This window comes from Pseudomaricurvus alcaniphilus (genome assembly GCF_011440395.1).
Lineage (GTDB): Bacteria > Pseudomonadota > Gammaproteobacteria > Pseudomonadales > Cellvibrionaceae > Pseudomaricurvus > Pseudomaricurvus alcaniphilus.
Genome location: NZ_JAAOIX010000004.1, coordinates 271995 through 284906 on the forward strand (window position 1 = coordinate 271995; position 12912 = coordinate 284906).

The window sequence follows — 12912 nt, forward strand, 5'->3', positions numbered from 1 at the left end:
AACAATCCGGGCCAGGGCAATCTGGACACTCAATAAGGAACCAGCAGGTTATGAAGCAGCAGGCAACCACTCAGGCAAACAGCACTTTCGAACCCTATCCGGTGGAAATCCAGGCACCGGACATCAGCGCCTTTGCCGAGGGCAATTGCGGCGTGCCCTATGTGTACAGTTTTGACAGCGGGGTCTCCGGCCCCCATGTAATGATCAACGCCCTTACCCATGGCAACGAGTTTTGCGGTGCCATCGCGGTGCGGGAGTTACTGCTCAGCAATGTGCGACCGCGGCGCGGCAAGTTGACCCTGGCGTTTGCCAACCACGCCGCCTTCAGCCGCTTCGACGCCGCCAACCCGGACGCCTCCCGCTTTGTGGATCGCGACTTCAATCGCGTCTGGACCGAAGCACTGCTGGATGACCTCAGCCAGGACTGTTCGGAGCTGCGCCGGGCGCGGGAGATGCGGCCGGTGATCGATAAGGTCGACCTGCTGCTCGACCTGCACTCCATGCACGAGCGCAGCGCGCCGCTGATGTTATCCGGGCCGCTGGAAAAGGGCGTTACCTACGCCCGCCAAATGGCCCTGCCCGGTAATATTATTGTCGATGCCGGTCACGCCGAAGGTCGACGCCTGCGCGATTACAGCGGTTTTGGCGACCCGGCCAGCTGCAAAAACGCCCTGCTGGTGGAGTGCGGCCAGCACTGGGAGAGAAACGCGGAAACCGTCGCCCGGCAGTGCGCGGCGCGCTTCCTGATGCTGGCTCGCACGGTCAATGAAAACGATATTCCCCGCGCCTGGCGCGCCGCCCCGGAGCCCTACCCGCGGGTAATCCGGGTCACCGATGCCATCGTCGCCAACAGCATGGACTTCCGCTTCGCCAGCGATTATCGCGGCCTGGAAACCTTCCCCGACAAGGGCACCGTCTACGCCGTGCGCGACGGCCAGCCGCTGGCCACCCCCTACCCCAATTGCGTGATGGTCATGCCCTCGCTGCGCCAGCTGCGCCCGGGTGTTACCGTAGTGCGCCTGGGCCGGCTGGACAGCTAGACTAAAGGACTAAAGATCCCCGTGAACCGGGGCCAATAAAAGACGACGAGGACCACTAATACCCCCGGCTGAGGTCCACCGCGCCGTGCATTGGCAGCCCCTGCCGAAAGCGGCGCACATTATCCAGCAACACATCGCAACCGCTGTCGTGGGAAGTCACCCCGGCAATATGGGGGGTCAGCCAGATCTTCGGGTGCTGCCAAAATGGATGGCTGTACCCCGGCGGTTCCTCTTGCAACACATCCAGCATTGCCGCGCCGAGCTGGCCGCTGTCCAGCGCCGCCAACAAATCCTCTTCCTGCAAGTGACCACCGCGACCGGCATTGATAAGCGCCGCCCCGGCGGGCAAGTGGTTGAAGTTGCGGGCGCAGAGGATGTGCCGGGTCTCCGCGGTCAGGGGCAACAGGCAGATCAACAGATCGGTCTGCTGCAAAAAATCCGGCAGTTGCTCCCAGCCGGCGAAACAGGTCACCCCTTGTAACTGGTGCGCCGAGCGACTCCAGCCGTTGAGCTGAAACCCCAGCGAGCGCAGCTGGGCGATAACCGCGCGCCCCAGGTTGCCGAGCCCCATCACCCCCACCCTGCGCTGCTGGGCCGGCACCCAGGGCTGCGCCTGCCACTGCTGCTGGCGCTGCTGCTGCAGGAAACGCGGCATATCCCGGTGCAGGGCCAAAGTGCCCAGGGTGACATATTCCACCATCCCCTGGGCAATGCCCGGGTCCAGCATGCGCACCAGTTGCAGCTGCGGCGGAAAGGCACTCAAATCGAAATGATCAACCCCGGCCCCCACCGAAAACACCACCCGCAAATTGGGAAACAACTCCAGCATATTGTCCGGCGGCAGCCAGGCCACCAAGAACTCCACCGCCTCCGGGTCGCCCACATCGGGCCAAAGATGAAAGGATAACTCCGGCATTTCCCGGGCAAAACGCTGCTGCCAGTGACGCCCGCGGGCCTCTTCCGACTTGTAAACTATGGCTGCACAGATAACAAATTCTCCTTCAGGTACGGGCGGCTACAAACTCTGCGCTGCCGCGGCCAAACTAGCGCTCGGCCTTAAACAGCGTATTCAGCGGGTAGTGCAATTTGACAATCGGTGATTTCAGCACGATGTAACTGAAATACTTGGAGATACCGAAGTCACTCTCCAGAATTTCCTCGATCAATTCCTGGTAGTGGCCGATGCCGCGAGTGACAAACTTCAACAGGTAATCGTAACCGCCACTGATCAAGTGGCATTCAATCACCTCGTCTACGGATTTGATTTTCTGCTCGAAGCGAGCAAAGTTTTCCCGGTGGTGATCGTCCAGCGTCACCTCGGTGAAAATGGTCGCCGTCTCGCCCAGCTTGTCGAGGGCGATGTGGGCGTTATAACTGGTAATGTAGCCAAATTTTTCCAGCCGTTTGACTCGGGTCAGGCAGGGGCTGGGCGACAACGCCACGGCATCGGCCAGGTCGGTGTTGGTGATACGTCCATTGCGCTGCAGCTCGGCGAGAATATTGATGTCGATCCGATCCAGTTTCATGCTGGCCATAGTCGTTGTTACTCTTGCAAATAATGTTTATCGGGTACTACCGGGGCCGACCGTTGCAGTGTCCAGCCTCCGGGCAGGTTTAAGGTCCGCCATAATAACCGGCCTCGAGCCAATTCGCAGCGATCGCTGGCAATAATCAGCGCCGCCGCCACCTGATCGTCCAACCCAGTATCAGCAGCACCAGCAGGCCCGCCGCCGTGGCAACCATCAGCAGGCGGCCAGGCCAATGCCACAGCGCCCCGGTATGCAGGGGCAACATCTGCATCCAGAGGGCCGAATTGTCTGCCGCCAACAGCATGGAGACTATCTCCTGCGACTCCGTATCGATGCGCAGGCGATCGATGGCCCAGGGGTGTTGCGCCGGGGTGACCAGCTGCAAGGTCACCTGCCGCTCACCGCCGAGACGCAGGTCGCGCAGCTGCGCCGCGGGAAACTTTTCCTGCGCCAGTGACACGGCCCCATCGATGCCAGTGGCGTTCAACAGCTGGCTATTTTTCACCACCGCCGCTGGCGCTGGGCTGGCAGCCAGTTGCGCTGCCAGGGTTTCCAAAATAATCAGCAGGCCGGTAATCACCAGCAGCAACGCCAGCGGCGCCAGCGCAAACCCCAACGCCTTGTGCAACTGCCGCCCCCAGTGGCGAAAACCCGGCGTCCACCTGATTTGCCAGAGGCTGCGCCAGCGGCCCCGGCGCGGCCAGCCGTAAGCCAGGCCACTGATAATCATGCTCAGCAGCAACAAACCGGTGCTGGTCACCAGCAACAGACCCGCCAGCCCCGGCAGCGGATGGGCGTGCAGGGCCAGTGCGGCCTCCACCGGAAACTGGCGCCAGCCGCCGGCCTGCAACAGCGCACCGCTGGCGCTGTCCAGGGCCACCAGGGAGTCCCCCTGGGCGCTGGTCACTTGCAAGATATAAGGGCTGAGCTCGGTGCGGGGAAAGAACACACGCCTGATGTGCTGCCCGGGATGCTGGCGCGAATAATTTTCCAGCAGCTGGCCGGCACTGAGCCGCGCGGTACTTGCCGCCGTTGGCAGGGACGAGGCATACAACCAGTCATTGAGCTCCCAGCGAAAGGCAATCACTGTACCGCTGAGCAGCTGCAACAGAATCAGAACCCCCAAGTAGATCCCCAGGGTTGTGTGGAGCTTGAACAGCAGCGGCTTGAATCTCATGGTATGGGCAGAGTCACTGTGTAAGCAAAAACAAAAACACCGGCAGGGTGACCCCTGCCGGCATTGAGTCAACTTCTAGCGTGCAAAATCAGAAGCTGTATTGGGCGCCCACGGTGTAGGTCATGGGAGAACCCGGTGTCGTCCACCACTTGTGGTAGGAGCTGACGTAGTACTTCTCATCGGTGACATTGTCGATATTCACCGACAACTTCAGGTTTTGGCTGGCCTGATAGGACCCAAACAGATTCACCAGTGTGTAGGACGGCAGCACATAAGTGGGATCAATGGTTTCCCCCAGGCGATCGTCGACGTAGTTGACGCTGATGCCCGCAGTGGAAGCTGCGCCACCAATCTCAAAGCTTTTCACCAGCATCAAATTACCGCTGTGCTCGGGAATATTGATCAGCGGGCTGCCGGCGGGGATAGGCACACCCCAGTCGGCGTTGACGACATCATTGGTGGTGGCCGCGTCCACATAGGCGTAGGAGAACATCAAGCGCAGTGACTCGCTCAGCTCGCCGGTCAGGTCAATCTCAATACCTTTACTTTCGGCTTCACCCAGTGCAGCTGAAAAGCCCTGGTTAACCGGGTCCGAGGTAATGATGTTGGATTTTTCTGCCTTGAACAGGGCCACAGTGCTATTGAGCATGCCGTTGGGGGAAGTCCATTTGACACCCAGCTCGTAGGATTTGCTGTCTTCGGGCTCAAAGGCGTTACCATCAAAGTCGGCCCCGCTGTTGGGACGGAACCCTTCTGAGTAACTGGCGTACAACGACAAGTTATTAGTAGGCTCGAATACCAGGCCGAAGCGTGGGCTGGTCTTGGTTTGTGACTGCTTGCTGCGGGTATCGCGCAGGCGATTGTGAATATCCTGATCAAAATCATCGCGGCGTATACCGATCAGCATCTTCCACTGCGCCGACAGATCGATTTGATCCTGCAGGTAAATGCCCTTGGCGCTCTGCTCTTCCAGGTTATTGGTTTGCGGTGACAACGGCGGGCGGGTTTGGCCGTATACCGGGTTGAATACATTGATAGCGTAGGTGGTATCACCGGTGCCAAACGCTACCCGAAAGCGATCCTGGATCGATTCCAACTCGTATTCGTAGGCGTCTGCACCAACCAGCAGGTGATGGGTGAATGGACCGGTATTAAAAGTACCTGTCAGCTCGATACGGCCGGACAAGTCATCGGCATCGTAATCCCGGCAGCGGGGCTGGCGCACCAACGTCATACCGTCATCATCCAGTAACTGGCGCCCACCGGACAACTCAGCCCCGGATGAACAGCCTTCAAACGACGACGATCGTGCACCGGCACCCGCCAGTATTGACCAGCCACCGGCAAAGTCATGCTGCAATACCGCTTGATGGCCCACAGCCGTGATTTCGGTGGGGCCATCACCGGGCTCACCCAGGAAGCGCGACACAGGCAGCACTTCCGGGTCACCATCGATGGCCACAATACCGCGGTCAAATGGCGCCTTCTGGCTCAGGTATTCCAGCTCATAGCTCAGGCTGGTGCTGTCGGACAGCACAAACAGGAAAGACGGCGTCAGCGACAGCTTTTCTGATTCCACAGTATCGCGAAAGCTGTTGGCATCCTGGTAAGCACCATTGATGCGAAACGCCACTTTGTCGGACAACTTGTCGGTAAAGTCACCCTCCACGCGATAGGTATCATAGCGACCAGCCGAGGTGCGAATATAACCTTCGCGCTCAAACTGCGGCTTCTTGGTGACGATATTAATGGTGCCGCCGGGTTCACTGCGACCGTACAGGGCAGAACCCGGGCCCTTGAGAATTTCGATGGTTTCGATATTGGAGGCGTCGCGATTGCCGCTAAAACCGCGGCCGCCGCTAAAGCCGTTGATCAGGTAACCGGACGGCAGGTTTTCATCGCCGGCAAAACCGCGAATGGCAAAGCTGTCCCAGAGCCCGCCAAAGCTGTTCTGGCGGGCGACACCGCCGGCCATATCCAGCGCGCCTTGCAGCTCCATTTTACCGAGTTCCACCAGCAGGTCACCGGACATGACCTGGACTTGCTGGGGCAGGGATTCCAGCGGCGTGTCGCCGCGATAGGGTTGTTTCTGGCCAATGACGGCGACCTCTTCGAGGCTCTTGCCGTCGGCTTTCGCCGCCAGTACTTGCGCGCTTCCAAACAGGCAGATAGCGGCCGATAGTAGGGTTTTGCCAAGGTGCGGCTGTTTCATCATGGTGACTCTCCTGGAGTAGAACGATTTCAAAGTGTTGGTCCTGAATCGACCCTTACAGCTGCGCTCTTTTGACGCACAACTTGTTGCAGTCCTTGCAATGCAACCGGTAAAGGCGATGCATGTATTCCGTTCTAAATTGAGTCTACGCCCCTGATTTTTTTAATTTGGCTCGTATTCGCGGCCTTTGGCGGCGAAATATTTTATGCCTTGAAAAAATTTGGCAGATTATGCTGATCACCCCCAAAGTGGTACCTTCTGAAACACGACAATTTCCTTTCCACTCACTTGCCACGGGGATTGCCAGGTTACACCTTGCCCCTGTGCAAGCCCTGCCGGGCGGTCAAAATCGGGGATTTTTTGGCCAAAAGCGGCGGATGCACCACATTGGAACCCGGCAATGCACCAAGATAGCCAAGGGTGCATACGACAATTGCTGCTGACATAACTGGCACTGCAGCAGAATCTACTCCGGCCAGCGACAGGCTGCTTGCGGGCAACCAGGGTTGCGCCTGAAACGTCCAATTGCTCTCGATCTGCTGCCAGTGAATTCCTGGCACTTGAAATACGCCGGCATAAGCAAGTTATTACGATTCGCTGTTACCATTTCGAAACATGTAGCAGCCGGGAAAGGCAGTCCTTTACTGGTAGCCATTCGACGTTTCTTGTATAAGTACCTCTGCTGCCCTGCCCCCTGAATTTCAGGCGATTTATGTGTGCTGGCTCTTGCCACGGATGAACGCACTTGTCGCATCCCTGGAGACCTGACCAACCCAACCGCTACCAGCCAGCAGGGCGTATTCAACCGATATCGTAACGACGGCACGAACAACAGGACAAGGAATTTAAACGGAATGGCCCTGGAACTCACCAGCCAGTATATTTTTGGCGGCGCGCTGCTGGCTTTGCTGTGCGTGTTTGCCAGCATCCTTTCACGGCGCTTTGGCGCGCCGTTGCTGCTGGTGTTCCTGGTGCTCGGCATGTTGGCCGGGGAAGACGGCCCCGGCGGCATTAAATTCGACGATTTCAACCTCGCCTTCCTGTTCGGCAACCTGGCCCTGGCCATCATCATTTTCGACGGCGGCCTCGGCACCCGCCGGGATACCTTTCGGGTCAGTCTCCGGCCAGCCCTGTCACTGGCCACGGTGGGCGTGTTAATCACCGCGGCCCTGACCGGCCTGGCGGCCCACTGGATTTTAAAACTGCCCTGGCAGGAAGGCCTGCTGATCGGCGCCATTGTCGGCTCCACCGACGCCGCCGCGGTGTTCGGCCTGCTGCGCTCTGCCGGGCTGGAACTGAAAGAACGCACCGGCGCCACCCTGGAAATAGAGTCCGGCTCCAACGATCCCATGGCCATCTTCCTGACCCTGACCCTGGTGCAAGTGATGACCCTGGGCGACGGCGACTTTGGCTGGCCACTGTTGACCGAACTGGCGCGGCAAATGGGCCTCGGCCTGGTGGGCGGGTTGGCCGGCGGCTACTTGCTGGCACTGCTGTTGCAGCGCCTGAACCTGGCGGTGTCGATGTATCCACTGTTGGCCATGGCCGGCGGTTTAAGCGTATTCGGCGTCACCAACCTCGGCGGCGGCAGCGGCTTCCTCGCCATTTATATCGTCGGGGTCATGATCGGCAACAAACCCCTGCCCTACGGCAGCGATATTCACCGCTTCCACGACGGCATGGCCTGGCTCAGCCAGATCGGTATGTTCCTGATGCTGGGGCTGTTGATTACCCCCAGTAACCTGCCGCCGATCATCCTGCCGGCCATCGCCATTGCGGCGGTGCTGATCTTTGTGGCGCGACCGCTGGCGGTGTTGCTGTCGCTGTTGCCGTTTCGCTTTCCCTGGCGCGAACAGGTGTTTATTGGCTGGTGCGGACTGCGCGGTGCGGTGCCGATTATCCTGGCTTTATTTCCGTCGCTGGCCGGTATGGAGCACACCAAAACCTATTTTGAGCTGGTGTTTTTCGTGGTCTTCATCTCGCTGGTGCTGCAGGGCTGGACCATCGCGCCGCTGGCGCGCTGGCTGCAGATTGAACTGCCGCCACCGGCGCGGGAACCCCAGCACCTGGTGTTGAAAATACCCCAATACCAGGACAAGGAAATCCTGGTCTATGAAGCGGTGCCGGGCAGCGCCGCCGTCGGCAAGAAGTGCAAATATTTACCCTTGTCCGACGGCGCGCAACTGGTGGGCGTGGTGCGCCAGGGTATTATGCTGGAAGATTCACAGCAGCAAACCTTGCAGGCCCATGACCAGGCGCTGATCCTGGCGGCCACCGGTACCAGCGCCGCCCTCAATCGCCTGTTCGCCCTGTCGGCGCCGACCCCGCGCCTGGACTCGGCGGTATTTTTTGGCGAGTTTATTATCCAGCCACAGTCCCGGTTGGCGGAGCTATCCCAGCTGTACGGGTTTACGGTAGAGGAGAAATACCAGCAGCTGACCATCGCCGAGCTTATCCGCGAGAAGTTTAATGGCAAACCGGTTATTGGCGACCGGGTTAAGCTGGGCTCGGTGCAGTTTGTTGTGCGGGAGTTCAAGGGCGACGAGATTACCGCGGTGGGGTTAAAGCTGGGCCAGTCCGGGCCCGGCTGATGGAGGAGTTCGATGGCCCGGGCGGTGGTGTCCGGAGTCTGGCATTGCCCGGCTTCAGGTGCCGCAGTATCGGCTATCGACGCTTTGACCGACGCGATTTCGTCGAGCGATGCCCGACATGAGCAGACCTGCGAAAACTCGTGACCTGGCCGGCAAAGCGCGATCAGGCAGAGCGCCAGCCAACCTCACGCACGCTTCCTTTATGCTATAAAATAAAGGACCGACTTAAGAGCCAAGTAATCGTTCCACTATGTCTGCCAATACCATCGACATCAACCAGCGCATGAATCGCTTTGACCGCCACCACAGTGTCTGGCTGTTTGGTTACGGCTCCCTGATCTACAAGGCCGACTTCCCCTTTATCCAGCGCCGGCCGGCCAGGATTCATCACTGGGTACGGCGCTTCTGGCAGGGTTCCCACGATCATCGCGGCACGCCCGAGGCCCCGGGGCGAGTGCTCACCCTGGCATCGCAGCCCGGAGCCGTCTGTGAGGGCATGGCTTACCTGATCACGCCGCAGGAATTCGAGCACCTGGATCGGCGCGAGAAAAACGGCTATTTACGCCTCGCCACCGCGATCGAATTTGCCGACGGGGAGCAGGTCGAGGGGCTTTTCTATGTAGCCCGGGAAGACAACAGCGCCTACCTGGGGCCGGCCACCGAGACGGAGATCGCGGCCCAGATTGCCGCCGCCCAGGGACCCAGCGGCAGCAATCGCGACTATGTCCTGCATTTGGCCACCGCGTTGCGGCAACTGGGTGAAGACGACGCCCATGTATTTGCCATCGAGCGCTACCTGAATAACAGGGGGACAGATTGAAGCTCCCCCGGTTTAACACTTTGGAATCTTCCAGCGTTTTGGGATTAACGCAGGCTCCTGAGCTCCTAAATTCCCGCCTGCGCGGGAATGACAAGCTGGATCTTTCGCAACTTAAGTAATCGCCATTTTGGCCTGTCCCCTATTAAACTCCCCCTGCAGTGAGTGGAACCTGACGTACAAGACATCGCTATTGCGCCTCTCCATGACACGCCCGGAACTCGCGGTTACACTTAAACTTCCGTTCTTGCGCGAGGCCTGCGAGTGAACCGGTTCTATTGTTTACCCGACCTGTCCGACCTCTCCGACCTGGAGCCGCTGCTGACATTCGGCGGTAAACGGCTGCTGCTGGTGGGCGCCTCCGGGGTGGGCAAAAGTACCCTGGCGGCGGCGCTGCTGGACCAGCTGGCGCAGCTGGGAGGCACAGGCTGGTGCCTGAGCTGTGACCCCGGTTTACCGGCCTTCGGCCCGCCCGGTTGCCTCAACCTGGGTTATCGTGAAGGTGGGCAGTGGATCGCTTTTGCCCAGGCGCCGCTGTGCAGCCTGGATGCCGGACGCTTTCGCCTGCCACTGGTCACGGCGGCGACCGAGCTGCTGGCCCGGGTCGGCAACCGCACCCTGGTGATCGATACCCCCGGGCTGGTACAGGGCCCCGGCGCCAGCGAACTGCTGCTGGCCCTGGCGCAAGCCGCGGCCGTGGACGCCTGCCTGCTGCTGAGCCCGGCCGGCGCACCGCTGCCATTGACTGCGGCGCTGCGCAGCCTCTCTGCCACAGTGATTCAGCTGCCCTGCGCGCCCCAGGCCCGGCCGCTGGCGCGCACAGACCGCCTGCATCAGCGCAGCCAGCGCTGGCAGGATTACCTCGGCACTAACAACACCTTGCAACTGTCCGCCACTGAATTGAACCTGCTGGGGACGCCGCCAGCGCTGGCGGACGTCGATGCCTGGCGCGGGCGCCAGGTGGCGCTGTACGGTGAGGGTCGGCTGCAGACACTGGGTGAGGTTACCCGGGTCGCCGCCAACGAACTGCACCTGCGGGTCGCCAGTTTGCCGGCGTCGGTGCAGCAGTTACTGGTGCGCGACGCGGTGCATCGCAACGGGGTGCTGCGCACAGTTCCCAAACCTGTAGCACCGCCGCCGCTACCCGCAAACAGCGGCGCCAGTGAAGTGCGGGTGGAACTCGGCGCCCTCACCAGCGTGGCCCGGGAGCCCCAGGTGGCGGTGCGCGCCGGCAACGTCACCGCCACCCTGGTCAACGGTGTTATGGGCGACCCGCTGCTACAGCTGCGCCTGTTGCACCAGGGCCGCAGCCTGCTGTTCGATATCGGCGATGCCGGCCGCATGCCCCTGCGCGCCGCGCACCAGGTTACTGACCTGTTTATCAGCCACGCCCACGCCGACCACATAGGTGGTTTTATGTGGCTGGTGCGCTGTCGTATCGGCGACTTTCCCCCCTGCCGCCTGTACGGCCCCGCCGGTATCGCCCATCACATCCACGGCATGGTCAACGGCATTCTCTGGGACCGGGTGGAAGATCGCGCACCGCGCTTTGAGATCCACGAATGGCACGGCGACCACCTCAAGCGCTGGCAACTGGTGGCCGGCGGCGACACCCTGGTTCCGCTGGACGAGCTGCCCATTGACGACAACATTATCCGGCGCGAACCGGGCTTTGTTATGCGCGCCACCGAGCTCGATCACGGCATCCCGGTGCTGGCCTACGCCTTTGAATCCCGCAATCGCCTCAACGTGCGCAAAGAGCGCCTGCAGGCCCTGGGGCTGCAGCCCGGCCCCTGGCTGCAAGACCTCAAACACGCCTACCTGCGCAGTCAGTGGCAACAGCGCATCCAGCTCGGCAAGGGCCGCAGCGCCAGCGTCAGCGACCTGGCTGCGCAACTGTTGCTGGAGCAAGCGGGGGATAAAATTGCCTATGCCACCGATTTCAGGGACAGCCCGGACAATATCGCAAAATTGAGCCAGCTGGCCGAGGGCGCCCACACCCTGTTCTGTGAAGCCTCGTTTATGCTGGCCGATCGCGCCCAGGCCGAGCGCACCCAACACCTCACCACCGACGCCTGCGCCCGCATTGCCGAACTGGCCCAGGTAAAACAGCTGGTCGCCTTTCACTTTTCCCACCGTTACGAGCGGCAGCGGGAGGCTGTGTACCGGGAGTTGCAGGGATTGAGTTCGCGGGTGGTCGTGCCGACAACACTCGAGCGAGAGTTGGTTTAACTCCCACTGGTTTAACTCCCACTGGTTAAACTCCCGCCGGTTTAACGCCAGCGAGTTGGCAGTCACCGCCCCCGAGGACATGAGCAACTATTGCCGTGCCGTTAGTCCGGCAGTTCGCCAGTATTCAGTGAAAAGCAACCGGGCTGGCCAGGTATTGTCAAAATAACATTGATAGAGATTCTGGCATTACACGGTTTAATGGAATCACGCCAGGCCCTATGATGTGGTCCACTGACTGCCGAGGTTGATGCCCGGCAATCCCCCAACACCACCGGAGAAATACCATGCAAGCTGTTGGCTATCGCAAATCCCTGCCCATCAATGACCCGGCTTCCCTAACCGACTTCGAGCTGCCCCAACCCAGCGCCAGTGGCCGCGACCTGCTGGTCAAGGTGGCGGCCATCGCGGTCAACCCGGTGGATTGCAAAATACGCCAGCGAGTCTCTCCCGCCGACGGCGACTACAAGGTACTGGGTTGGGATGCCGTCGGCGAGGTGGTTGCCACCGGCGACGCCGTCACCCAATTCAAGCCCGGCGACCAGGTCTACTACGCCGGCGACCTCAACCGCCAGGGCAGTAATGCCGAGTACCAATTGGTGGACGAACGGCTGGTGGGTAACAAGCCCAAGAACCTGTCAGACGCGGACGCCGCCGCCCTGCCGCTAACCGCCATCACCGCCTGGGAAATGCTGTTCGACCACCTGGCCATTCAGCAACAGAACCCGGACGCAATCGAACCCTCCAATGAAGTGATCCTGGTTGTGGGCGCTGCCGGCGGCGTGGGTTCGATTTTAATCCAGCTCGCCAAAGCCCTCACCGGCGCCACCCTGATCGCCACCGCCTCACGGCAGAGCTCGCAAGCCTGGGTCAAGCAACTGGGCGCACACCATGTTGTCGACCACAGCCAGCCACTGCCGGCACAAATTGAAGCCCTGGGCATCGGCCCGGTTACTCACGTTGCCAGCCTCACCCACTCCGACAGCTATATCGATAGCTATACCGAAGTGCTGGCGCCGCGCGGCAAGATCGCTTTAATCGACGACCCTCAATCCCTCGACATCCTCAAACTGAAACCCAAGAGCCTGTCACTGCACTGGGAGTTTATGTTTACGCGCTCCATGTTCCAGACCGCGGACATGATCGAACAGAGCCGCCTGCTGAACCGGGTGGCCGAGCTGGTGGATCGCGGTTATATCCAAACCACCGCCGGCAAAAACCTGGGCCCCATCAATGCCGAAAACCTGCGCGCCGCCCACGCCGAACTGGAGTCCGGCCGCTCGATTGGCAAGATTGTGTTGCAGGGGTTTTAACCGA

9 protein-coding genes are annotated in these 12912 nt (G+C 60.4%); 5 read left to right on the forward strand and 4 right to left on the reverse strand.

The window, feature by feature from the left end; translation table 11 throughout:
• The first annotated feature begins 50 nt into the window (after nt 1–50).
• Nucleotides 51–1040, forward strand: coding sequence for a M14 family metallopeptidase (locus tag G8764_RS11205; protein ID WP_166164719.1), 990 nt, complete (start codon nt 51–53; stop codon nt 1038–1040).
• A 55-nt stretch (nt 1041–1095) separates the two neighbouring features.
• On the opposite strand, the gene G8764_RS11210 is transcribed toward G8764_RS11205, so the two are convergent.
• The 4 genes from G8764_RS11210 to G8764_RS11225 all read right to left on the reverse strand — a co-directional run bounded on the left by G8764_RS11210 (nt 1096) and on the right by G8764_RS11225 (nt 5961).
• A complete protein-coding gene (locus G8764_RS11210) occupies nt 1096–1956 on the reverse strand; it encodes a 2-hydroxyacid dehydrogenase (protein ID WP_166164720.1) in 861 nt (286 codons plus the stop codon).
• A gap of 127 nt (nt 1957–2083) precedes the next feature.
• Nucleotides 2084–2575, reverse strand: coding sequence for an Lrp/AsnC family transcriptional regulator (locus G8764_RS11215; RefSeq protein WP_166164721.1), 492 nt, complete (start codon nt 2573–2575; stop codon nt 2084–2086).
• A 136-nt stretch (nt 2576–2711) separates the two neighbouring features.
• Complete coding sequence (locus G8764_RS11220) at nt 2712–3746, reverse strand: PepSY-associated TM helix domain-containing protein (protein WP_166164722.1); 1035 nt, start codon at nt 3744–3746, stop codon at nt 2712–2714.
• Nucleotides 3747–3834: 88 nt separating this feature from the next.
• Nucleotides 3835–5961, reverse strand: coding sequence for a TonB-dependent siderophore receptor (locus tag G8764_RS11225; protein WP_166164723.1), 2127 nt, complete (start codon nt 5959–5961; stop codon nt 3835–3837).
• Between the two features lie 851 nt (nt 5962–6812).
• Here G8764_RS11225 and G8764_RS11230 point away from each other — a divergent pair.
• The 4 genes from G8764_RS11230 (at nt 6813) to G8764_RS11245 (ending at nt 12908) form a co-directional block, all read left to right on the forward strand.
• Nucleotides 6813–8549: a potassium/proton antiporter gene (locus G8764_RS11230; protein WP_166164724.1), complete on the forward strand. Its 1737-nt coding sequence runs from the start codon at nt 6813–6815 to the stop codon at nt 8547–8549.
• Nucleotides 8550–8799: 250 nt separating this feature from the next.
• Nucleotides 8800–9369 carry a gamma-glutamylcyclotransferase gene (locus tag G8764_RS11235; protein WP_166164725.1) on the forward strand — a complete coding sequence of 190 codons (570 nt, stop codon included), beginning with the start codon at nt 8800–8802 and terminating at the stop codon, nt 9367–9369.
• Between the two features lie 261 nt (nt 9370–9630).
• Nucleotides 9631–11598, forward strand: coding sequence for a Clp1/GlmU family protein (locus G8764_RS11240; RefSeq protein WP_166164726.1), 1968 nt, complete (start codon nt 9631–9633; stop codon nt 11596–11598).
• Nucleotides 11599–11882: 284 nt separating this feature from the next.
• Entirely contained in the window at nt 11883–12908 is a 1026-nt protein-coding gene (locus G8764_RS11245) for a zinc-binding alcohol dehydrogenase family protein (RefSeq protein WP_166164727.1), read from the forward strand.
• Nucleotides 12909–12912 lie beyond the last annotated feature (4 nt).

Coding starts and splice junctions, on each gene's coding strand:
- G8764_RS11235 (WP_166164725.1), top strand. CDS start 8,800: ATGTCTGCCAATACCATCGACATCAACCAGCGCATGAATCGCTTTGAC.
- G8764_RS11245 (WP_166164727.1), top strand. CDS start 11,883: ATGCAAGCTGTTGGCTATCGCAAATCCCTGCCCATCAATGACCCGGCT.
- G8764_RS11220 (WP_166164722.1), bottom strand. CDS start 3,746: ATGAGATTCAAGCCGCTGCTGTTCAAGCTCCACACAACCCTGGGGATC.
- G8764_RS11205 (WP_166164719.1), top strand. CDS start 51: ATGAAGCAGCAGGCAACCACTCAGGCAAACAGCACTTTCGAACCCTAT.
- G8764_RS11230 (WP_166164724.1), top strand. CDS start 6,813: ATGGCCCTGGAACTCACCAGCCAGTATATTTTTGGCGGCGCGCTGCTG.
- G8764_RS11225 (WP_166164723.1), bottom strand. CDS start 5,961: ATGATGAAACAGCCGCACCTTGGCAAAACCCTACTATCGGCCGCTATC.
- G8764_RS11210 (WP_166164720.1), bottom strand. CDS start 1,956: ATGCCGGAGTTATCCTTTCATCTTTGGCCCGATGTGGGCGACCCGGAG.
- G8764_RS11215 (WP_166164721.1), bottom strand. CDS start 2,575: ATGGCCAGCATGAAACTGGATCGGATCGACATCAATATTCTCGCCGAG.